The following is a 20,954-nucleotide window of genomic DNA, read 5'->3' as shown; positions in this document are numbered from 1 at the left end:
GAACTCTCGCGATATCCATTTCTTCTTCGCCCTGGAGGCCGCCCATGTCTGCCGTCGATACCGGCTCCATCTCGACGACTCCCGCCGCGGCAGGGGGCGAGATCCCCCGCAAGGACATGCGGGTGATCTGGCTGCTGCTCGTCGCCGCCTTCGTCGCCATCCTCAACGAGACCACGATGGGGATCGCGATCCCCCATCTGAACACCGACCTCGGCATCCCGCCCGAGCTCGGCCAGTGGCTCACGAGCGCCTTCATGCTCACCATGGCCGTGGTCATCCCCACGACCGGGTTCATCCTGCAGCGGTTCACGACGCGCCAGGTCTTCATCGCCGCGATGATCGCGTTCTCCCTCGGCACGCTCGTCGCTCTCGTCGCCCCCGGCTTCGCCGTGCTGCTCGTCGGCCGTGTCATCCAGGCCGCAGGTACCGGCATCATGATGCCGCTGCTGATGACCACGATCATGAACGTCGTGCCGCCGCAGTCCCGCGGTCGCATGATGGGTCGCGTCGGTCTCGTCATCTCGCTCGCTCCCGCGATCGGCCCGACCCTCGCCGGAGCCGTGCTCGAGCTCGCCAGCTGGCGCGCGCTCTTCGGCATCATCCTCCCCATCTCGCTCATCGCCCTCTTCATGGGTGTGAAGTGGATGACGAACCTGGGTGAGACGCGGTCCGTGCCGCTCGACGTGCTCTCGATCCCGCTCGCGGCTCTCGGGTTCGGCGGGATCGTGTTCGGTCTCAGCCAGTTCGGCGGCGAGGGCGGATCCGGCGAGACCGCAGGGATCATCTCCCTGGTGGTCGGTGCCGTCTCACTGGGGCTCTTCGTGTGGCGTCAGCTCGTGCTGCAGCGCATCGACGACGCACTGCTCGACCTGCGCGTGTTCCGCTCGAGCAACTTCACGCTGTCCGTGATCATCATGTCCATTCTGGCGCTGTCGATGTTCGGCACGCTGACCCTGCTCCCGCAGTACCTGCAGAACGTGGCGGGGCTCAACCCGCTCCAGTCCGGCCTGATCCTGTTCCCCGGTTCGCTGCTGATGGGCCTGCTCGGACCGATCATGGGCCGTGTCTACGATGCGCGCGGCACCCGCCCGCTGCTCATCCCCGGCACGATCATGGTGTCGGCGTCGCTGTTCTTCTACTCGACCGTCGGTGAGCACACCGTGTGGTGGGTGCTCATCATCGTGCAGGCTGTCATGTCCGTCGGTCTCGCGATGTCGTTCACACCGCTGTTCTCGGCATCGCTGGGTTCGCTCCCGCGGTCGCTGTACTCGCACGGTTCGGCCGTGCTGAACACACTGCAGCAGGTCGGTGGCGCGGCAGGTGTCGCACTGCTCCTCGTGACCTACTCGTCGATCCTGCACGCGGGCGAGCAGGAGGGCCTGACGACTGCGGTCGCCGGCGCTCCCGGCGCACGCATGGCATTCCTGATCGCGGCGATCATCTCGCTGGCGACTGTGGCGCTCAGCCCGTTCGTCCGCAAGCCTGCAGACGATGCGGGCGAAGGGTTCCACGGCGGGCACTGACCGCGCCGGGACGGCCTGAGATGGCGTCTGCTGCTTACTCGCTCTTCGGGGCGGGGAAGTGGCAGACGCCATTGCTGCAATAGCCGGCCGCTTCCCCCTCGAGCAGGTTCAGAGAATCCAGGAGCGGCTGCAGCCCGACGGGCGCGTCCTGCTGCACGGAGTCCTGCTGCGTTTTCTTCATCCCTCGATCGTACGCCTGCCTGGAGGGAGTGGCACCGAAGGCGCCCGTAGCACGTCGACAGCAGATCGACAGCCGTTCTCCCCTACGGTTGAGCCATGCTCAAACGACTCCTCGCCCGCGTGTTCTGGGCGTTCAGCAGATGGAAGCTCGTGAGCGAGTCGGCGCCGACGCGTCCGACGGTGCTCGTGGGAGCACCCCACACCTCGAACTGGGACTTCGTGCTGATGCTCGCCATCGCGTGGAAGCTCGACATCAGCGTGCACTGGCTCGGGAAGAAGAGCCTCTTCCGCGGTTGGCGGGGTCCGATCATGCGGCGTCTCGGCGGTATCCCCGTCGACCGCACCGACCCGGCGCGCGTGGTGAAGGATGTCGTGGGCCAGGTGCACGACGGCACCGTCTTCGGACTGGTGGTCACCCCCGACGGAACACGCGGGGGCAACGAGTACTGGAAGTCGGGTTTCTACCGGATCGCACGAGAGACGGGCATGCCGGTCACTCTCGGTTTCGTGGATCGGACGACCATGACCACCGGCCTCGGACCGACGATCGATCTCACCGGAGACGTCGCAGCCGACATGGACCGGATCCGCGCGTTCTACGCCGACAAGGCGGGCGTGCGGCCCGACCGACGTACCGAGCCGCGGCTGCGCGAGGAACTCCCCACGACCACCGAACCCGAGTCTCCTCAGGACGCGCCGGCGCCGTGACCTCAGTCCTCGGCCTCGCTGTGCTTTCGCGCGTAGGCGAGGTCTGATTCGCTGAGGGACTCCACCATCCCGACCACGGCGCCGGTGATCACCCGGATCTCCTCGCGCACGGCATCGTCCAGATGAGAGGTGTCGCTGTTCAGCACGGCGCGGCGCCCGTCCTGCGAGAGCTCAGGCCACCAGTCGCGGATCGGTGGGAGCGTCATCTTGCACTCCTTCGTTCGGGGGACGCAAGCGGCTGGACAGCGCCAGGTCGGGAAATCCACACTGAGACCATGACATCAGACCCATCGCGTGGAGAACACGAGCGCGACGACCGTGTCGACGGACGCGACGAGACCGCCAACGAGCGGGCGGATCGCAACTGGGACGAGTTGCTGCAGGAGTTGCGGGTCATGCAGACCGGCACCCAGATCCTCACCGGCTTCCTTTTGGCTGTCGCCTTCCAGCCGCGGTTCACCGACATGGACGAGCTCCAGCGTGACCTGTATGTCGTCCTCGTCGCTCTCGCAGCTGTGGCGACCATCTTGGCCCTCGCGCCGGTCGGAATGCACAGGGCGCTGTTCGGACGTCGTCGCAAGCCCGATCTCGTCCGCATCGCCGCCCGGATCGTGCGTATCGATCTGGTCGTGATCGGTGCGTTGACCGTCGGGGTGACCACGCTGATCGTCGACTTCACGGTGAATCGGACGGCGGGTGTCATCGCTCTCTTCGCGGCGCTCGTCCTGATCGGAGCCCTATGGCTCGCTCTGCCCCGAGTCATGCGCGGAAGGCCTCTCACCCGCGGAGCAGGACCCGAATGAAGAGGGCGTGGTCCGCGGGTGAGCGGACGTTCAGCGTCCCGCGGGGCTGCGGTTCTCCGCGCTGACCATCCAGGCGAACTGTTCGAGCCGCTCGATGATCGCGTGCAGCAGGTCCGCCGAGGTCGGATCCTCCTCGTCGACGGCATCGTGCACGTCGCGAGCGGTGGCCACGGCCGCCTCCAGGCGCTCGGTGACCAGGTCGATCGTCTCGGTGGTGGACACCTCTCCCGCCGGGAACTCGGGAAGCGAAGAGGTCTTCGCGATGGTGGCACTGCGCCCGTCCGGCACAGCGTGCAGGGCACGCATGCGCTCGGCGATCGTGTCGCTGAAGGTGCGAGCGTCGTCGATGATCTCGTCGAGCTGCCGGTGCGTATCGCGGAAGTTGCGTCCTACGACGTTCCAGTGGGCCTGCTTGCCCTGGATCGCGAGATCGAGCAGGTCGACCAGCACCGCCTGCAGGTTCTTCGCGAGCGTGGTCGAGGCGGTGAAGCCTTTCTCCGCGTTCTGCTGCCTGGTCGTCTTGACCGCGCCCTTCGTCGAGCCGCCGGTCTTCTTGGTGGTTGTGGTTTCAGCCATGGTGTGACCTCCTGATCGCGACGCTAGCCCTGGCGATCCTCCACGGCGAGGGGGTTGACACCGCGGGCGCCCACCCCGGAATGTGACTCGGGTGAGTGACGCAGACATCGTGAACGAAGAGCACCGCCCCGACCAGCACGCCGCACCGGGTGAGGTGGTCATATCTCCCATCAGCGACCGCGACGCCGGCGAGGTGCTGACCGTGCAGAGGGCGGCCTTCGTGTCGGAAGCGGCGATCTACGGGAGCGTCGACATGCCACCGCTGACGCAGACGCTCACCGAGCTGGAAGCGGAACTCCGCTCCGAATCCGGGCTGACAGCACGCATCGACGGGCGGCTCGTCGGCGCGATCCGGTACGTGGAGCAGGACGGGCTGTTGCTGATCGGCAGGATCGCGATCGCACCGGACATGCAGGGCGAGGGAATCGGCCGCCTCCTGCTCGAGAGCGCCGAGAAGGCGTCGAACGCGGATGTGGCCGAGCTGTTCACGGGCAGTCTGAGCGAAGCGAACATCCGCCTCTACGAGTCGTGCGGGTATGAGGAGCACGAGCGTGTACCTGACGGCGACGGCACCGCGCAGGTGTTTCTGCGCAAGAACCTGCGAGCAGGGTAAGAGCCTCCTCCGAATCCCCGCAAGGGGGTTGAGACACTCGCCGAGGTTCGGCATCGTAGCCCGGACATGTCGCGACCGTGACATGCCCCAACCGGAAGGAGAGTCTCGTGCTCACCCTCACCGACAACGCCTCCGCCATCGTGACGACTCTGGTGAGCCGTCAGACCGACGCCCCGGATGCCGGGCTCCGCATCCACTCGACAGAGCCTCAGAACGCCGAGGGCGGTGCGCGCCTCGCCGTGCTCGTCGCCGCCGACCCGGAGCCGCAGGACCAGGTCGTGGAAGTGGCCGGCACCCGGCTCTTCCTCGATGAGTCGGCAGTCGCTGCTCTCGACGACAAGATCCTCGATGCCGGCGTGGACGACGAAGGCTCCGTGTCCTTCGCCGTCACCCCACAGGTCGCCTGACCGAAGGATTCCGGATGCCGCGGCCGAATCGGTCGCGGCATCCGTCTGTCCGGAATATCACGATCCGACCCCGTCGGCCTGCCCGTTGCTGCGTCGTCACCCCCTATCGATACCGTGAGACCATGCGACGTTCACTTCTGCCTGCGCTGGCTCTCGCCGGCGCGGCTCTCCTTCTCGCCGGCTGCACCTCAGCTCGCCCCGCAGCCGAGCCCACCACCGTGCCCAGTTCTGCACCCTCGTCGCCGACCCCTAGTCCGACCCCCACTGTGGAGCCACGGATCGTCGTGTCCCTCGACGGCATCGCCGTCACCGACGAGACGGGCACCCGCGACGCCGCTCTCGACGACACCGAGGCGGTGCTCGACCTGTTGGAAGAGACGACGGGAGAGCTCCCGGAGCCGGCGAAAGTGGAGACCTTCCCGGGTTACGACTTCTCGTTCGTGAACTACATATGGGACGGCTTGCGGGTGTTCACCGACACTGAGCACGAAGGTCCGGCCTCTGTGGCGATCACCGGAGCGTCGCTCGACGGTGTTCCGATCACCGCCGCAGACGGTCTCTCCGTCGGATCCACGCGTGCCGAGCTCCTCGATGCGGGCGCCTGGGCGCTCGACGATGCCGAGGACCCCGCCACCGCCGAGTTCCTCGGCCTGGGAGGACGCGAAGCGCCAGGGACCGAGTCGCTCAGCCGCCCTGGCTCCACCGGCATCATCTACACGCTCTTCTGGTTCGACGGCGACACGGTGAAGCAGATCCAGGTCCCCGCGAACGACTACAGCGACCTCTGAACGACACCACGTACCCTGGAAGCAGTCCGCAAGCCCGTGCGGATCATCGAAAGGCTCCCGTGAAGATCTCCCTGCTCCGCCGCTTCGTCGTCCTGGCGGATGAACTCCATTTTCCGCGCGCGGCGGACAAGCTCGGGATTCCGCTGGCTTCGCTCTACACCTCGATCGACAAGCTCGAAGCCGAGGTGGGCCACCCCATCGTGCACCGCGAAGGCCCGACGCGGCTCACTTCCGTGGGTGAGCTGCTCCTCGTGGAGGCGCGTGCCGAGGTCGCGGCTGCGCCGGAGCCGGTTCGCAGCGCCCCTGCCCCTGCCGGAGGCAAGGCCAAGGCGTCGAAGGGCAAGGGGCGTGCTCCCGCGGTGAAGGGCCAGCCGAAGCCCTACAAGAAGCGGCAGGGCCGGTAGGCGAACGGGTCGCTCAGTCCCAGTCGAGGTACTCCTCGATCACGACGGCCGTCTCGATGGGGAAGGTCATCGGGAACATGTGGTCGCCACCTTCGATGGTCTTCACGCTCGCGCGCTCGGGCGCCGTGGACTGCAGCTGCTCGCCGTTCGCCGGAGGCGTCTCGATGTCCTTGCTGCCCTGGATGATGAGAACGGGCATCACCGGCGCGAGCGGCGTCGCGTCGTCTTCGACGGCCAACAGGGCCAGGCCGTTCACGCGGTCGGCGTGGGCGACGGCGAAAGCACGCGCCACCGTACCGCCGAAGCCGTGTCCGCCGATCCAGGTGTCTCCGAGGCCCACGTGGTCGATCACGGCGAGCGCGTCGTCAACCCGCGCAGCCAGCGTCGCCTCGTCGTGCTTACCCTCGGCACGGTGGCCGATCCGCAGCACATGGAAGCCCGCTTCCTCCGCAAGGTAGTGCGCCACGACGCCGAGCACATCCGCCGCCACGTCGCGCTCCTGGATCAGGACCAGCTTGACGGGTCCGTCTCCCTCGTCGACGAAGGGGATGGCGCGGCCGTCGGGCTCGAAGATCTGGGTCTCGGTCATCGGCGTCAATCTCCTCGTGCCGTCAGGGTCAGGAACTCAGGCGGAACGCCCACGGCGGACACCAGCGACCGGACCGCGACCGGAGCCGCCGTGCTCCAGCGTATCCCGACCTGGCGGTCAGCGAGACGACGACACCTTCGAGCGCACTCGGTCAGACGATCACCAGGCGCGCCCGCGGAGATCGATGGCACCTGCCGGCCACGAATCCAGCGGAGCCTCGACCGGGAGCAGCAGAATCGGCGGCCCCGGCGGCTGCGTGACCGGGCGCCCGGCGCGATCGACCGATTTCTCGGCTGCCGTGACCCGCTGCCACCCGCACGACGCGTAGAAGGGGACGACCTCCTCACGGCACCCCAGGTAGCCGAACTCGATACCACCGGCATCGATCATCGACGCGGTCGCGGCCGCCATGAGTCTCGCACCCGCTCCTTCGCCCCGCGCACGCGGAGAGATGAGGACTCCGCCGACACCCGCGATCACGACCTCTGCGGTGCCGACGCCGATCGTCCGCCGCGCCCAGCCGACGTGGCCCACCACGTCGTGCCCGAGTCGAGCGATGACGTGCAGGTCATGGGGCGCGTAGCCGTAGGGCTGATCGGGGTCCCACTCGCCGAACCGCGCGAGATACTCCACGTCGAACAGTTCCCACAGCCGCGCCACGTCATCCTCGGTCAGACGCTCATGGGGGACGGTCTCGATGACGAAGGTCGTCACGCCTCGACCACCTGCCCCGCCTCCACTCTCCAGTGGCGGTCGGTCTTCACGGTCGCGAGCATCCGCCGGTCGTGGGTCACGAGCAGCAGGGTTCCTTCATACGACTCGAGGGCCTGTTCGAGCTGCTCGATCGCGGGCAGGTCGAGGTGGTTCGTCGGCTCATCCAGGACGAGGAGGTTGATGCCACGGGCCTGGAGCAGCGCGAGTCCTGCGCGGGTGCGCTCTCCGGGCGAGAGTTCGTCGACCGCACGGGTGACGTGGTCGGCCTTGAGCCCGAACTTCGCAAGGAGGGTGCGGATCTCGCCCGAAGCCATCTCGGGGACCAGAGCCTCGAACGCCGTCGCGAGCGGTTGCGAGCCGGTCAGTTGCGCACGGGCTTGGTCGATCGCACCGATCTGCACGCTCGCGCCGAGGCTCGCCGTCCCCTCGTCGGGAAGCTGACGTCCGAGCAGCCCGCGAAGGAGCGTCGACTTGCCCGCACCGTTGGGGCCGGTGATGCCGATCCGCTCCCCCGCGTTGACCTGCAGCGACACCGGGCCGAGTTGGAACGTCCCCTGTCGGAACACTGCGGAACTCAGCGTCGAGACGACGGAGCTGGAGCGCGGCGCCGAGCCGATCGTGAACTCGAGCTGCCACTCCTTGCGCGGTTCGTCGACTTCTTCGAGCCTGGCGATCCTGCTCTCCATCTGGCGCACCTTCTGCGCCTGCTTCTCGCTCGACTCGGCCGAGGCCTTGCGCTTGATCTTGTCGTTGTCTGGCGCCTTCTTCATCGCATTGCGCACACCTTGGCTCGACCACTCGCGCTGAGTTCGCGCACGGGAGACGAGGTCGGCCTTCTTGTCGGCGAACTCGTCGTACTTCTCGCGCGCGTGTCGACGGAGCGTGGCCCGCTCCTCCAGGTACGAGTCGTACCCGCCCCCGAACACCCTGTTGCTGCCCTGCGCCAGGTCGAGTTCCAGCACACGGGTCACACACCGCGCCAGGAACTCGCGGTCATGGCTGACCACCACGGCACCGCCACGGAGCCCCTGCACGAACGCTTCGAGTCGCTCGATGCCGTCGAGGTCGAGGTCGTTCGTCGGCTCGTCCAACAGCGCGATGTCGAAGCGCGAGAGCAGCAGGGCGGCGAGTCCGACCCGCGCAGCCTGCCCACCCGACAGCGACGTCATCATCGTGTCGGCGGGATCATCGCCGAGGTCGAGTCCGAGCTCGGCAAGCACCGCCGGAAGCCGCTCGTCGAGATCGGCGGCACCGCTCGCCAGCCAGCGATCCAGCGCGACCGAGTAGGTGTCAGCGGGATCCGTGCCCGGAGGTGCGAGGCTCGGGTCGCCCAGAGCAGCGGCGGCGGCATCCATGTCCCTGGTCGCTGCTGCGCATCCCGTGCGGCGGCCGATGTACTCGGCGACACTCTCGCCGGGGACGCGCTCGTGCTCCTGCGGAAGCCAGCCGACGAAGGCATCTGAAGGTGAGAGACGGATCGTCCCGGCCTGCGGTTCATCGACGCCGGCCAGCAGCTTCAGGAGGGTCGATTTCCCTGCGCCGTTGACCCCGACGAGGCCGACCACGTCGCCTGCCGCGACGGTCAGATCGAGCGAGTCGAAGAGGGTGCGGTGGCCGTAGCCGCCGGCCAGCCCTTGTGCCACGAGAGTTGCGGTCATCCGTCAATCCTGTCACCCGTGCGGGTGGTGCACGGACGCGTCAGCCGTCGAGGCGCTCGGCGAGCCATTCCTCCAACTGATCGGCATACGCGCGCGCTCGGTAGCGGCGAATGCGCGCCATATCCTCGACGTCGGTCGTCTCGTTCAACGCCCGATCGTTGCCTGCTTCGACGATCTCGACGACCTTCGCAAGCATGCCGTCCTGCAGGACACGCTTGAGATAGGCGTGATCGCCGGTGATGCCACCGCCACGTTTCATGGACATCGCCCCCGCCGGCTGGAGGATCTGCAGGAACCTTCCCAGGTGCCGGTCATCAGTGACGAAGACGCATGGAACCTCGAACGCGCCGCGGAACTCGGGGAGAGAGGGCATCGTCGCGACTCGCGAATGCGTCAGGTCAAAGCTCGTGTTCCACAGTGCGTCGAGCGTTGAGGCGAGGTCCTTCTGCTCGCGCAGCTTCATGATGTTCAACGCCATCTCACGCCCCGTGTGATTGCCTGCCAGCAGCAGCGCGCCCAGCAACACCTCGCGTGAGCCACGGGCGAACAGCTCCTCGGCGAACCCGGCGAGGACACGGAACCCGGACTCGGGACTCCTCCCCTGCAAGTACAACTGATATGCCTTCAGCATCACGGCGTAGGACGGAATGAGGAGGTTCTCTCGAACGATCTCGAACTCCTCTGTGCCTATCTCGCTCGGATGCTCAGCGTCCACGGGAACACGAGGGTCGGGTAGAGCCTCACCTTCGAGCCACGCTGTGATCCGCGAGCGGTCACCGGCGAGCAGCTCCTGCGCGTTCTCGCTCCGGCGCCGGTAGTTCGAGACGTCTTGCAGTCCCGCCCGCCGCATGACCCCCTCGCCTGCACCGAGGCCGGGCAGGACCCGTGCGTCAGCATCGAGACGGCGGACAAGATCCGCCATGCGTCGATTCACCACTCCGTCGGCGTACTCCGTGCCCTTACGCGCGATGGTATCCAGGTGCGCCGTCACGTTCGCATCCAGGAGGAGGGTCCTGATGGGGCCCTCGTATCGGGCGGGAAAGTACTGGTACGTGGGCATCTGTCGTCCTCTCGTCCTCGTCCACGACGCTATCGTGACGGTGCAGACGAGCACGGATTCGCGTGCGCAGTGACAGGTGTCCGGAGCTTCCCCGCCGAACTCAGTTGTTGAAGCGGAACTCCACGACGTCGCCGTCCTGCATGACGTAGTCCTTGCCCTCGAGGCGGGCCTTGCCCTTGGCGCGGGCCTCGACGACGGAGCCCGTCTCGACCAGATCGTCGAACGAGACGATCTCGGCCTTGATGAAGCCCTTCTCGAAGTCGGTGTGGATGACGCCCGCAGCCTGTGGCGCCTTCGATCCCTTGGGGATGGTCCAGGCGCGGGCTTCCTTCGGACCGGCGGTCAGGTACGTCTGCAGGCCGAGCGTGTCGAAGCCGATGCGGGCGAGCTGGTCGAGACCGGACTCGTCCTGGCCGGTCGAGGCGAGGAGCTCGGCCGCGTCTTCCGGGTCGAGGTCGATGAGCTCGGACTCGATCTTCGCGTCGAGGAAGATGGCCTTCGCCGGGGCGACGAGGGCGGCGAGCTCCGCCTTGCGCGCGTCGTCGGTCAGCACGGACTCGTCGACGTTGAAGACGAAGATGACGGGCTTCGCGGTGAGCAGACCCAGCTCCCGGATCGGCGTCAGGTCGATGCCGGCGACCGACAGCAGCACACCGCGCTCGAGAGCATCCTTCGCCGCGTTCGCGGTCTCGAGCACGATGGGCTCGATCTTCTTGCCGCGCACTTCCTTCTCGTACCGCGCGATCGCCTTGTCGACGGTCTCGAGGTCGGCGAGCATGAGTTCCGCGTTGATGGTCTCCATGTCCGAGGCAGGATTCACCGTGCCGTCGACGTGGACGACATCGTCGTCGGCGAAACCGCGCACGACCTGAGCGATGGCGTCGGCCTCACGGATGTTCGCGAGGAACTTGTTGCCCAGACCCTCACCCTCGCTCGCCCCGCGCACGATGCCGGCGATGTCGACGAACGACACCGCTGCGGGCAGGATGCGCTCGCTGCCGAAGATCTCCGCGAGCTTGTCGAGGCGAGGATCGGGCAGGTTCACCACGCCGACGTTCGGCTCGATCGTCGCGAACGGGTAGTTCGCCGCGAGCACGTCGTTCTTGGTGAGTGCGTTGAAGAGGGTGGACTTGCCGACGTTGGGCAGGCCGACGATACCGATAGTGAGAGCCACGGGGCACGAGTCTACCTGGCTGAAGACGCACGATCCTGCGGGATGCTGTGCGAGCGAGGCGCGAGATCAGGCGAACGCGCGAGATCAGGCAGACGCCGGGCCGTTCGGCCTGATCCGGCGCGAACGCCTGACGCGGCGCAGCGGCCCGAGCCGCAGAGCCGCGCAACGGACCTCAGTCGCGAACGGCTCGATACGCCCGCGTGACGTACGGAAGGTCGATCGTGGCGTCCCCGTGCAGGTCGAGCTCGTCGAAGAGCGCGTCGAGCTCGCGCGCGATGCGTGCCTTCTCCTCGTCCGAAGCGGTGATGATGTAGCTGCGTGACGCCGCCATCCGGTGCAGCACGTCGCGCGTCACGGGGCGGGCCCATTCCCAGCGCTCCTGCTCGAGTCCGCTGAACGGCGCGGAGACAGTCGGGTCCCCCTCGGCGAGCATGTTCTCGGCGTGGCTGCCGTGCATGATCTCGGTGAGCCTGCGCACCCAGTCGACACGGTCGTCGCGGATGTTCCAGATGAGGCCGAGCACTCCCCCTCCGCGCACGGCGCGCCCGATCTCGGCTGAGCCGGCCACCGGATCGACCCAATGCCATGCCTGCCCCAGCACGACGGCATCGACACTCGCGTCCGGAAGCGGCAGCTGCTCGGCCGATCCCTGGAACGTCGGCACGCCGGGCACCGCACCGCGGAGCGTCGCGAGCATCACGGGGTCGGGATCGACGGCGACGACCTCGGCGTCCGGCGCCTCCGCGAGAACCCTGGTGAGCTTTCCTGTGCCGGCACCGACATCGGCGATCCGACGTGAGCCGTGCGGCATGCGCTCCAGCATCCATGCCACGGCCTCGAAAGGATAATCAGGTCGACCGACCTCGTAGTTTCCCGCCTGCGCTCCGAACGACGTCGCCATGTCCTCAGCCATGTCGCCAGCATACGGCGAGTCTCCGAGACGTCTTCGAGGGACCGGGGGAAGGTGGGGATGTGCCACTGGACTTCACTGCGATCGACTTCGAGACCGCGAACTCCAGCCCGGCCTCTGCGTGCTCGGTCGGACTGGTCCGCGTCCGCGACGGCCAGGTCGTCGCCACCACCGGTTGGCTGATCCAGCCGCCACCTGGCCATGACGAGTTCCAGGAGTGGAACGTGCGCATCCATGGCATCCAGCCGGAGGACGTGCTGTCAGCCGCGACCTGGGTCGACCAGTTCGACCGCCTGTGCGCCTTCGCGGGTGCCGATGTGCTGGTCGCGCACAACGCCGGCTTCGACCTCAATGTGCTGCGCCGCGCGTCTGAGGCCACGGGCCAGCTGTGCCCGCCCTACCGGTCGCTGTGCAGCCTGCAGGTCGCCCGCAAGACCTACACGCTCGACTCGTACCGACTGCCGGTCGCCGCTGCTGCCGCGGGGTTCGAGGAGTTCTCGCACCACGATGCCCTGGCCGATGCCCGTGCGTGTGCCCAGATTGTGATCGACGCCGCCTACAGAGCCGGTGCAGGCGACGTCTTCGCTCTCGCCGACGCGCTGAGTCTGCGGGTCACCGCTCCGGTTGCTCCTGTCGCACCCGCACTGGAGCGTGCGGTCGCCTGACCCGCACCTCGACCGCTCCGTGCGCGGCGACCTCCGAATGTCGGAGGCGGGCCCCATCATGAACACATGGATGCTCTGGCTGTCGTTCTCCTGCTCGTCGCACTCGCTGCGGGCATCGCCGTCGGCTGGTTCCTGCGCGCCGGCCGAGGCGCCGCCGATCTCGCGCGCGCTCAGGCCGAGCTGGCCGCTGCGCGCGACGACCGAGACCGTCAATACGACCTGTACCGCGATGCCGTCGAGCACGCGCGAAACGAGCAGCGCGCCGAGGCGCAGCGGGTGCAGCAGCAGAATGCGGTGCTCACCGCGCTCGCCCCCGTGCGCGAGAGTCTGCAGCAGATGCAGACCAAGGTCACCGCGATCGAGCGGGAGAGGCACGCTCAATTCGGCACGCTCGAGGAGCAGCTGCGCCGAGCACAGGAGTCCGATGAAGCGCTCCGGGCGACCACCGAGTCCCTCGCGGGAGCTCTGCGCTCCAGCGCCACGAGAGGCGTGTGGGGCGAGACGCAGCTCCGCCGTGTCGTCGAAGCCGCGGGCCTCACCCGACACATCGACTTCGACCTGCAGGCGACGATCTCCAGCGACCGGGGCCAGGGCCGTCCCGACATGGTGATCCGGCTCGCGGGTGGCAGCTCGATCGCGGTCGACGCCAAAGTGCCGCTCGACGCGTACCTCGAGGCATCTGCGCTTCCGGGCGGCGACGCCCAGGAGCCTCAGCGTCGAGCATTGATGCAGAAGCACGTGAAAGCAGTCCGAGCGCACATCGACGCCCTGGCGAAGAAGGCCTATTGGGCGGGGCTCGATGCGAGCCCGGAGTTCGTGATCTGCTTCCTGCCGAGCGAATCGCTGCTGGCCGCCGCGATCGACGAAGACCCGACGCTGCTCGACTACGCATTCGGCCGACGAGTCGCGCTCGCCTCCCCCGTCAACCTCTGGGCCGTGCTCAAGACCGTGGCGTTCACCTGGACACAGCAGGAGGTCTCGACCGAGGCTCGCACATTGCTCGCGCTCGGCACTCAGCTGTACGACCGGCTGGGAACCCTGGCCGGACACGCCGACGATCTGCGCCGCGCCCTGGAGCGCACCGTCGACAGCTACAACCGGTTCGCCGGTTCGCTCGAGACACGCGTGCTCGTGACCGCTCGCCAATTCCCCGGGGTCGACGCGTCGGCGCTCTCGACAGCCCCCGCGGTGACGACAGGGGCGGCCAGACGATTCACGGCACCGGAGCTGATCGCCTCTGAGGAGAGCACCCACGAACCGGAGTCAGGCGACGCGGTGGCTGACGCGGCGCGCGACGAGTCGGTGCTCCGCGCAGACGTGGGCGACGTGCGGATCAGACTCGACGAAGAACGCTGATCCAGCGCTCACCGAGCAAGAGGGCGCCGTGATCAGGCGATACCGGGAACGCCGCTGAGCAGCAGGATCACCAGACCGCTGGTTGCCAGGAACGCGCCGATCATCCACCATGCGCTGAGCTCGTGCCCCTCATCGCGCCGGACGCGGAAGAGAACATCCGCACGTCGGGCCGGGTCTACTGCCGGTGCGACGGGAGCCACGGTCGGGGGCTTCGGAGCGGATTCCGCGTCCGCGCTCACCCGGAGGATGCGCCCTGTGTTCGTCGTGACGATCCTGGTCGCGGCGGCTTTCGAGCCGCTCGTGTGCTGCGTTGTCATCTGTTCGCCCTCCTGTGCCTGCGGTGCCTGGCGGCTCCGTCGACGGCGACAAACCCAGTGACAATTGTGACACGGGGGCCCGGCGAACCGTGGATCGTCGGAGTGTGAGGCGATACCGGCTCGATAACGATGCCGACGGCCTCAGCGCCGACGATCACACGACGGCGAACACGAGAAGCGTCAGAGCCACTTCGAGACGAGGTGCTCGGACGCGATGCGACGGAGCGTCCCCGAGGCGCCTCTGAGCACGACGCTCTCGGTGTACACATAACCGCGCTCGCGCCGGACACCCGCGACGAGCTGGCCATCGGTGACACCGGTCGCGACGAAGATCGTGTTGTTGCCCTGCACCAGATCGTCGGCCTCGTACACCTTGTCCATGTCGAGCCCCGCGTCGATGCCGCGCTGGCGCTCGTCGTCGTCACGCGGCCAGAGCCGACCCTGGATGTGGCCGCCGAGCGCCTTGATCGCACAAGCCGTGACTATGCCCTCGGGGCTGCCTCCGATGCCGACGCACATGTCGGTGCGGGCGTCGTGGCGTGCCGCATTGATGCCGCCGGCGACGTCTCCGTCACTCATCAGACGGGTGCCGGCACCGGCATCGCGGATCTCCTGGATGAGCTGCTCATGACGCGGACGGTTCAGCACCGAGACGACGATCTCGTCGACGGGCTTGTCGAGAGCGCCGGCGAGCTTGCGGATGTTCTCCCCGATGGGCAGACGGATGTCGACGACACCGACGCCGGCGGGCCCCGTCACGAGCTTGTCCATATAGAAGACGCTCGAGGCGTCGAGCATGGTGCCGCGGTCCGAGACGGCGATCACCGACAGGGCGTTCTGTCGACCGGCAGCGGTCAGTGAGGTCCCGTCGATGGGGTCGACGGCGATGTCGCACAGCGGCCCTCGGCCGGTTCCGACGATCTCGCCGTTGAAGAGCATCGGGGCGTTGTCCTTCTCGCCCTCACCGATGACGACCCGTCCCTGGAAGTCGACCGTGCCGAGGAAGGCCCGCATGGCGTCGACAGCCGCGCCGTCCGCAGCTTCCTTCGCACCGCGACCGATGAACGGCACAGCGCGGATGGCCGCAGCCTCCGTCGATCGCACCAACTCCATCGCCAGGTTGCGGTCGGGACGAAGCGGGCTCAGATCAGCAGTAAGACTCACCATGCGGTCAGCCTAGCCATCGTGAGCTCCGAATCCGCCGCTTTTCGGGCACGATCCGCCGAAGGAATCGCTGTTCTTAACAGCTACGCAGAAGCGGACGTGCTCGCCCCCGGCCGCGACTGCGGTATCGGCGCGTGCGCCCCGATAGAGTGGCAGCTGTCCCGGCTTCCCCTATCGCAGGAGTTCTCATGCCCGTCGCCACCCCGGATCAGTACGCCGAAATGCTCGACCGCGCGAAGGCCGGCGGCTTCGCGTACCCCGCATTCAACGTCTCCAGCTCGCAGACGATCAACTCCGTCCTCCAGGGCCTGACCGAGGCCGGCTCCGACGGCATCATCCAGGTCACCACCGGTGGTGCCGACTACTTCGCCGGCCACACGGTGAAGGCTCGCGCCACGGGCGCTCTCGCGTTCGCGCGCTTCGCCACCGAGGTCGCCAAGAACTACCCGATCACCGTCGCCCTGCACACCGACCACTGCCCCAAGGACGCACTCGCGGGCTTCGTCGAGCCGCTGATCGCCGCTTCGGAGGAAGAGGTCAAGGCCGGTCGCAACCCGATCTTCCAGTCCCACATGTGGGACGGCTCCGCTGTTCCCCTCGCGGAGAACATCGAGATCGCGAAGGATCTGCTCCCCCGCATGAAGGCCATCAACGCCATCCTCGAGGTCGAGATCGGCGTCGTCGGCGGCGAGGAGGACGGCGTACAGCATGAGGGGTCGAACGAAGCTCTCTACACGACCTTCGCCGACGTCGACCAGGCTGTGCAGGCGCTGGGTCTCGGTGAGCAGGGGCGTTACATCGCGGCCCTCACCTTCGGCAACGTCCACGGTGTCTACAAGCCCGGTGGAGTGAAGCTGCGTCCCGAGCTGCTCGGCGAGATCCAGGCGGAGGTCGCCGCGAAGTACAACACCGGCCCCAAGCCGCTCGACCTCGTGTTCCACGGTGGCTCGGGCTCGACCGATGAGGAGATCGCCCTCGCGGTCGCCAACGGCGTCATCAAGATGAACATCGACACCGACACCCAGTACGCCTACACGCGTGCCATCGCCGACTACATGTTCAAGAACTACGACGGCGTTCTGAAGGTCGACGGCGAGGTCGGCAACAAGAAGCAGTACGACCCGCGTGCCTGGGGCAAGATCGCCGAGTCGGCCATGGCCGCCCGCGTGGTCGAGTCGACCCGCCAGCTCGGCTCGTACGGCCAGTCCAAGAGCTGATCGGTCGCGAGACACAGAAGGGGCCCGGCATCCTGCCGGGCCCCTTCTCGTTCTCCGTGGAAGCTGCGCCCGCGCAGACCTCACGGAACGTCCTCAGGGACGCGTCATCTGCTCGAGGTGCGCGATGAACGCCGGATCGCCCATCATCGGCACGGCGATGCAGACCGACACCACACCCATGGTCACGATGGCCCCGACGATCGGAACCCACCACGTCACACGTCCACGGCGGAGGCGACGGATCGAGAGCGCGGCGGTGACCGACCACCCGACGGCGAGCAGGATCGCGGCGATCGTGCCCCAGGTCCTCGCGGACGCGAAGTTCGTGAACTCGCCTTCGATGCCGATGATCTTCATCGTCTGGTTCATGACGCTCGGCAGGTCCAGGTACGACAGCCCGGTGACGACGACATTGATCAGTCCGTACGCCAGCATGGCGATCGTGGCGAAACGATCGAGCGGGTGCGCCCGCTTCGCGGGGGAACCGCCCGAGGGGCTCGACGCCGCGACCGCTCCCGGCACGGCCGGCAGTGGTGACGCTGCAGCGGCTGGAGCGATCACAGGCTCATCGATCGGAGGCAGACCCGCGGCCCGTCGCTGCTCCTCCGGGGTCGCGAGTTCTCCGTACTGGGGCCGCTGATCGCTCATCTCGCCATGCTAACGGCATACCCTCATGCCGCCTCCCAGCAACTGCGTGCCGAAAACGATAGCGGCCCCGGAGAAGTGGGGACTTCTCGGGGCCGCGGACGTGAAGCGCTGGGGACGCTTCTCATCCAGGTCGACCGCCAGCGCTGGGGACGCTCGAGGCGGTCGGTAGCGCTCTTGTATGCCGCTACTCCCCCCATAGTAGGAAAACGCATGCCGCCGCGCCAGGGGTCTGACTTCAGATAGTGAAATCCTCGTCGGATGACCCGCTGTCCAGCGCATCCGCGCCGAGTTGCAGCGAGAGGCGCCTCGCGGCGACCTGCAGCTTCGACACCAGCTCCCTGTCGACCACATCGCGCTCGGCGTTCAGCGAGATCGCGAGCGACGCGGTGACGCCAGGGGCGATGACGGGCACAGCGAGGCAGGTCGCACCGATGGCGTACTCCTCGTGGTCGACAGCCCACCCCGGCGAGCGCTCCAGCTGTGTGAGCAATGTCCTGCGATCGGTGATCGTACGCGGGGTGAGCTCGGGCAGCCGATGGCGGGACAGGTAGTCGAGGCGATCCTCCTCCGAGAGGTCGGCGAGGATCTGCTTGCCCAGCGCAGTCGCGTGGGCGCTGGACTGCAGCCCCACCCAGAGCTCGATCCGAGGGTTCCGGACCGCGTCGACGATGTCGACCAGATGCATCTCCCCGTCGTCGAAGCGCGACAGGTAGGCCGTGGCTCCCACCTCCTCGGTCACCTCGCGCAGCGCCGCGCGCACTCGAGCGAGGAACACGCCCCTGGAGCCGATCTGCTGCTGGAACGACGGAAACCGACTGCCGAGCACCACGCCGTCCGGCTCCGACGACAGATACCCCTCATGCACGAGCGTGCGCACCAGGTTGTAGGTCGTCCCCGGCGTCAGTCCGGTGATCGCCGCGAGCATCTTCGGCGGAAGCGGGCGTGGGGAGTTCGCGACGATGTCGACCAGTCGCAGAGCGCGTTGCACCGACCCGATGAGGGTGGGCTCCGCCTCCGCGGCGCTCAACGCTACGCGCCTCCTCCGGATGCACGACCGCCGAGAGCCCGGGCGTCCCGCTGACCTGCAGCGTCCTGACGCAGTTCCTTGGGCAGGGAGAACATCAGATCCTCCTCAGCGGTCTTCACCTCTTCGACATCGCGGTAGCCGGCGTCGCCGATCGCATCGAGCACCTCGCGGACCAGAACCTCGGGCACGGATGCTCCGCTGGTCACACCGACCGTCTCGACGCCGTCGAGCCACTCCTGCTGGATCTCCTCGGCATAGTCCACGCGGTAAGCGGCCTTCGCTCCGTACTCGAGGGCGACCTCGACCAGACGCACACTGTTGGACGAGTTCGACGAGCCGACCACGATCACGAGGTCTGCCCCGGCGGCGACCTTCTTGATCGCGACCTGACGGTTCTGCGTGGCGTAGCAGATGTCGTCCGACGGCGGATTCTGCAGTTCGGGGAATCGCGTGCGCAACCGGTTGACCGTCTCCATCGTCTCGTCCACCGACAGCGTGGTCTGCGACAGCCAGACGACCTTGTTCGGATCCTTCACCACGACGGTGTCGGCTTCTTCGGGGGAGTTCACGACGGTCACGTGGTCCGGCGCCTCTCCAGCCGTGCCCTCCACCTCTTCGTGCCCGTCGTGACCGATGAGCAGGATCTCGAAGTCGTCGCGCGCGAAGCGCACGGCCTCGCGGTGCACCTTGGTGACCAGAGGACAGGTGGCATCGATCGCGTGGAGTCCCCGATCGGAGGCCGCGTTCACGACCGCGGGTGAGACGCCATGGGCGCTGAAGACGATGTGCGTACCCTCGGGGACCTCATCGACCTCTTCGACGAAGATCGCACCCTTCTCCTCGAGCTCGGTGACGACGTGGATGTTGTGCACGATCTGCTTGCGCACGTAGACGGGGGCGCCGTAGCGTTCGAGAGCCTTCTCCACCGCGACGACCGCGCGGTCGACACCCGCACAGTAACCGCGCGGGGCGGCGAGCAGAACACGCTTGTGTCCGGCCACCGGGTTATCCTGAAGCCGCCCGGCCGCCGCACGCACTCGTGGGAGGCGGGGCACGGGGAGATGAACGGCAGTCGAAGTCACCCTTGAATTCTACCGTCGCGCAGCTGTGCACGGCCGGGGAGGTTCGAGGGCAGGGAACGGGAGCGGATGACAGTCTTCGAAGCGACGACGGGCCAGGGCGAGACGCCGCCGGCCGACTCGGTCGCACCCCGCGATTCCACCGCAGACGCCCCCACCTCCGTCACCCGCCTCAACGCGACGATCCGCGACTTCATCGCGCGGTGGAACACGGTCTGGGTCGAAGGCGAGATCACCTCGTGGAACGTGCGAGCCGGCAACGTGTTCGCGCGCCTGAAGGACACCAGGTCCGACGCGCAGATCTCCATCCGCGTGTGGTCGAGCGTGCGTGCGCGCATCCCGTCCGACATCGGCGTCGGCGACCATGTGGTCGCCGCGGTCAAGGCCGACTACTTCGTCAAGGCGGGCGACTTCAGCTTCGCCGTCTCCGCGATGAAGCACGTCGGGCTCGGCGATCAGCTGGAACGCCTCGAGAAGCTCCGCGTGCAGCTGCGGCAGGAGGGGCTCTTCGATCCTTCGCGCAAGAAGCGCCTCCCCTTCCTCCCGCACGTGATCGGCCTCATCACGGGCGAGCGCTCGGACGCCGAGAAGGATGTGCATCGCAACGCCGAGCTGCGCTGGCCGCAGGTGCGCTTCCGCACCGAGTACGCCGCCGTGCAGGGGGACCGCTGTGTCCCGGACACCCTCGCCGCGCTCGCTCGGCTCGACGCTGATCCCGAGGTCGACGTGATCATCATCGCCCGCGGCGGCGGCGACCCGCAGACGCTGTTGGGCTTCAGCGACGAGAGACTCGTGCGTGCGGTCGCCGCGGCATCGACGCCCGTGGTGAGCGCGATCGGGCACGAGAACGACCACCCGCTTCTCGATGACGTCGCCGATCTCCGCGCCTCGACGCCGACCGATGCCGCGAAGCGCGTCGTGCCCGACGTGGGAGAGCAGCGAGCCCTCATCGCGCAGCTGCGGTCGCGAGCGACCTCACGGCTCACCCAGCGCCTCACGCACGACATCGCCCAGCTGGAGCAGCTGCGCTCGCGACCGGTGCTGCGCTCGCCCGCACCGATCATCGATGCCCGCGCCCAGGAGACGTGGCTGCTGCTCGGGCGTGGACGGGACGCCGTGAACCGACAGCTCGACGACGCCGGGCGCCGCACGGGAGAACTCCGCGCATCCCTGCGAGCCCTCTCCCCCGCGGCGACCCTGGCTCGCGGCTACGCGATCGCCCACCTCGACGGTGGTGTGATCCTCCGCGATGCCACCGACGCTCCCGCCGGGAGCAGCCTCACGATCACGCTGGATCGTGGATCGCTGGCAGCCCGCTCCGAGGGCGAGATCCCCGAAGGGGACTGAGCAGAGCGTCGGCGTCGATCGACGTAA

The 20,954-nt window shown here is 67.6% G+C and carries 25 protein-coding genes; 11 read left to right on the top strand and 14 right to left on the bottom strand.

Translation table 11 applies throughout. The features are described 5' to 3' along the window. Positions 1-44: 44 nt before the first annotated feature. Positions 45-1,523 carry an MDR family MFS transporter gene (locus tag MOX01_RS07805; RefSeq protein ID WP_141369199.1) on the top strand — a complete coding sequence of 493 codons (1,479 nt, stop codon included), beginning with the start codon at positions 45-47 and terminating at the stop codon, positions 1,521-1,523. Positions 1,524-1,557: 34 nt separating this feature from the next. On the opposite strand, the gene MOX01_RS19125 is transcribed toward MOX01_RS07805, so the two are convergent. Then, entirely contained in the window at positions 1,558-1,704 is a 147-nt protein-coding gene (locus tag MOX01_RS19125) for a hypothetical protein (RefSeq protein ID WP_170224175.1), read from the bottom strand. Between the two features lie 95 nt (positions 1,705-1,799). Between MOX01_RS19125 and MOX01_RS07800 the strand changes: the two genes are divergently transcribed. After that, positions 1,800-2,411 (top strand): 1-acyl-sn-glycerol-3-phosphate acyltransferase, encoded by a 612-nt coding sequence (locus tag MOX01_RS07800; protein WP_058631898.1) that lies wholly within the window; start codon positions 1,800-1,802, stop codon positions 2,409-2,411. A 2-nt stretch (positions 2,412-2,413) separates the two neighbouring features. On the opposite strand, the gene MOX01_RS07795 is transcribed toward MOX01_RS07800, so the two are convergent. Then, complete coding sequence (locus MOX01_RS07795; protein ID WP_061015142.1) at positions 2,414-2,617, bottom strand: hypothetical protein; 204 nt, start codon at positions 2,615-2,617, stop codon at positions 2,414-2,416. A gap of 69 nt (positions 2,618-2,686) precedes the next feature. On the opposite strand from MOX01_RS07795, the gene MOX01_RS07790 reads away from it, so the two are divergent. Next, on the top strand, positions 2,687-3,214 hold the full coding sequence (locus MOX01_RS07790) for a DUF6328 family protein (protein ID WP_046749599.1): 528 nt from the start codon (positions 2,687-2,689) through the stop codon (positions 3,212-3,214). 30 nt (positions 3,215-3,244) lie between these two features. Here MOX01_RS07790 and MOX01_RS07785 read toward each other — a convergent pair whose 3' ends face one another. Beyond that, positions 3,245-3,790: a Dps family protein gene (locus tag MOX01_RS07785; protein WP_046749600.1), complete on the bottom strand. Its 546-nt coding sequence runs from the start codon at positions 3,788-3,790 to the stop codon at positions 3,245-3,247. Positions 3,791-3,944: 154 nt separating this feature from the next. Here MOX01_RS07785 and MOX01_RS07780 point away from each other — a divergent pair, with 154 nt between their 5' ends. The 4 genes from MOX01_RS07780 (at position 3,945) to MOX01_RS07765 (ending at position 6,002) form a co-directional block, all read left to right on the top strand. Continuing rightward, positions 3,945-4,403, top strand: a complete 459-nt coding sequence (locus tag MOX01_RS07780; protein WP_061015145.1) for a GNAT family N-acetyltransferase — start codon at positions 3,945-3,947, stop codon at positions 4,401-4,403. A 107-nt stretch (positions 4,404-4,510) separates the two neighbouring features. Further along, the gene (locus tag MOX01_RS07775; protein WP_045262755.1) at positions 4,511-4,810 is read left to right on the top strand and encodes a Fe-S cluster assembly protein HesB; all 300 of its coding nucleotides are present in this window, start codon (positions 4,511-4,513) and stop codon (positions 4,808-4,810) included. 122 nt (positions 4,811-4,932) lie between these two features. After that, complete coding sequence (locus tag MOX01_RS07770) at positions 4,933-5,598, top strand: hypothetical protein (protein ID WP_141369197.1); 666 nt, start codon at positions 4,933-4,935, stop codon at positions 5,596-5,598. A gap of 59 nt (positions 5,599-5,657) precedes the next feature. Next, complete coding sequence (locus MOX01_RS07765) at positions 5,658-6,002, top strand: LysR family transcriptional regulator (protein WP_046749603.1); 345 nt, start codon at positions 5,658-5,660, stop codon at positions 6,000-6,002. Between the two features lie 13 nt (positions 6,003-6,015). Here the strand turns inward: MOX01_RS07765 and MOX01_RS07760 are convergent, their stop codons facing one another. The 6 genes from MOX01_RS07760 to MOX01_RS07735 all read right to left on the bottom strand — a co-directional run bounded on the left by MOX01_RS07760 (position 6,016) and on the right by MOX01_RS07735 (position 12,110). Beyond that, positions 6,016-6,591, bottom strand: coding sequence for an alpha/beta fold hydrolase (locus MOX01_RS07760; RefSeq protein ID WP_046749604.1), 576 nt, complete (start codon positions 6,589-6,591; stop codon positions 6,016-6,018). Between the two features lie 159 nt (positions 6,592-6,750). Then, a complete protein-coding gene (locus tag MOX01_RS07755; protein WP_141369195.1) occupies positions 6,751-7,305 on the bottom strand; it encodes a GNAT family N-acetyltransferase in 555 nt (184 codons plus the stop codon). Then, on the bottom strand, positions 7,302-8,963 hold the full coding sequence (locus MOX01_RS07750) for an ABC-F family ATP-binding cassette domain-containing protein (RefSeq protein ID WP_141369194.1): 1,662 nt from the start codon (positions 8,961-8,963) through the stop codon (positions 7,302-7,304). The genes MOX01_RS07755 and MOX01_RS07750 overlap by 4 nt, the downstream gene beginning before the upstream one ends. A 40-nt stretch (positions 8,964-9,003) precedes the next feature. Next, positions 9,004-10,023, bottom strand: coding sequence for a hypothetical protein (locus MOX01_RS07745; RefSeq protein ID WP_141369191.1), 1,020 nt, complete (start codon positions 10,021-10,023; stop codon positions 9,004-9,006). Between the two features lie 100 nt (positions 10,024-10,123). Continuing rightward, entirely contained in the window at positions 10,124-11,197 is a 1,074-nt protein-coding gene (gene ychF / locus MOX01_RS07740; RefSeq protein WP_058631893.1) for a redox-regulated ATPase YchF, read from the bottom strand. Between the two features lie 172 nt (positions 11,198-11,369). Then, on the bottom strand, positions 11,370-12,110 hold the full coding sequence (locus tag MOX01_RS07735) for a class I SAM-dependent methyltransferase (RefSeq protein WP_046749610.1): 741 nt from the start codon (positions 12,108-12,110) through the stop codon (positions 11,370-11,372). A gap of 59 nt (positions 12,111-12,169) precedes the next feature. Here MOX01_RS07735 and MOX01_RS07730 point away from each other — a divergent pair, with 59 nt between their 5' ends. Further along, positions 12,170-12,772, top strand: a complete 603-nt coding sequence (locus MOX01_RS07730; RefSeq protein WP_046749611.1) for a 3'-5' exonuclease — start codon at positions 12,170-12,172, stop codon at positions 12,770-12,772. Between the two features lie 66 nt (positions 12,773-12,838). Beyond that, entirely contained in the window at positions 12,839-14,128 is a 1,290-nt protein-coding gene (locus MOX01_RS07725; RefSeq protein WP_058631890.1) for a DNA recombination protein RmuC, read from the top strand. Positions 14,129-14,160: 32 nt separating this feature from the next. On the opposite strand, the gene MOX01_RS07720 is transcribed toward MOX01_RS07725, so the two are convergent. Both MOX01_RS07720 and glpX read right to left on the bottom strand, forming a co-directional pair. Then, on the bottom strand, positions 14,161-14,445 hold the full coding sequence (locus tag MOX01_RS07720) for a hypothetical protein (protein ID WP_046749613.1): 285 nt from the start codon (positions 14,443-14,445) through the stop codon (positions 14,161-14,163). Positions 14,446-14,625: 180 nt separating this feature from the next. Next, complete coding sequence (gene glpX / locus MOX01_RS07715) at positions 14,626-15,612, bottom strand: class II fructose-bisphosphatase (RefSeq protein WP_045262743.1); 987 nt, start codon at positions 15,610-15,612, stop codon at positions 14,626-14,628. Positions 15,613-15,797: 185 nt separating this feature from the next. On the opposite strand from glpX, the gene fbaA reads away from it, so the two are divergent. Then, entirely contained in the window at positions 15,798-16,826 is a 1,029-nt protein-coding gene (fbaA, locus tag MOX01_RS07710) for a class II fructose-bisphosphate aldolase (RefSeq protein ID WP_046749615.1), read from the top strand. Between the two features lie 93 nt (positions 16,827-16,919). On the opposite strand, the gene MOX01_RS07705 is transcribed toward fbaA, so the two are convergent. From MOX01_RS07705 to MOX01_RS07695, 3 genes are all read right to left on the bottom strand, one after another. Continuing rightward, the gene (locus MOX01_RS07705; RefSeq protein WP_141369189.1) at positions 16,920-17,474 is read right to left on the bottom strand and encodes a DUF6264 family protein; all 555 of its coding nucleotides are present in this window, start codon (positions 17,472-17,474) and stop codon (positions 16,920-16,922) included. 235 nt (positions 17,475-17,709) lie between these two features. Further along, positions 17,710-18,501: an IclR family transcriptional regulator gene (locus tag MOX01_RS07700; RefSeq protein WP_046749617.1), complete on the bottom strand. Its 792-nt coding sequence runs from the start codon at positions 18,499-18,501 to the stop codon at positions 17,710-17,712. Positions 18,502-18,503: 2 nt separating this feature from the next. Then, entirely contained in the window at positions 18,504-19,556 is a 1,053-nt protein-coding gene (locus MOX01_RS07695) for a 4-hydroxy-3-methylbut-2-enyl diphosphate reductase (RefSeq protein ID WP_371861847.1), read from the bottom strand. Positions 19,557-19,649: 93 nt separating this feature from the next. Here MOX01_RS07695 and xseA point away from each other — a divergent pair, with 93 nt between their 5' ends. Then, the gene (xseA, locus tag MOX01_RS07690) at positions 19,650-20,927 is read left to right on the top strand and encodes an exodeoxyribonuclease VII large subunit (protein WP_058631887.1); all 1,278 of its coding nucleotides are present in this window, start codon (positions 19,650-19,652) and stop codon (positions 20,925-20,927) included. Positions 20,928-20,954: the final 27 nt, after the last annotated feature.

This window comes from Microbacterium oxydans, assembly GCF_006540085.1.
GTDB classification, from domain to species: domain Bacteria; phylum Actinomycetota; class Actinomycetes; order Actinomycetales; family Microbacteriaceae; genus Microbacterium; species Microbacterium oxydans.
Note: the sequence above shows the minus strand (reverse complement) of the source record. Positions and strands in the feature narration are given on the sequence as shown.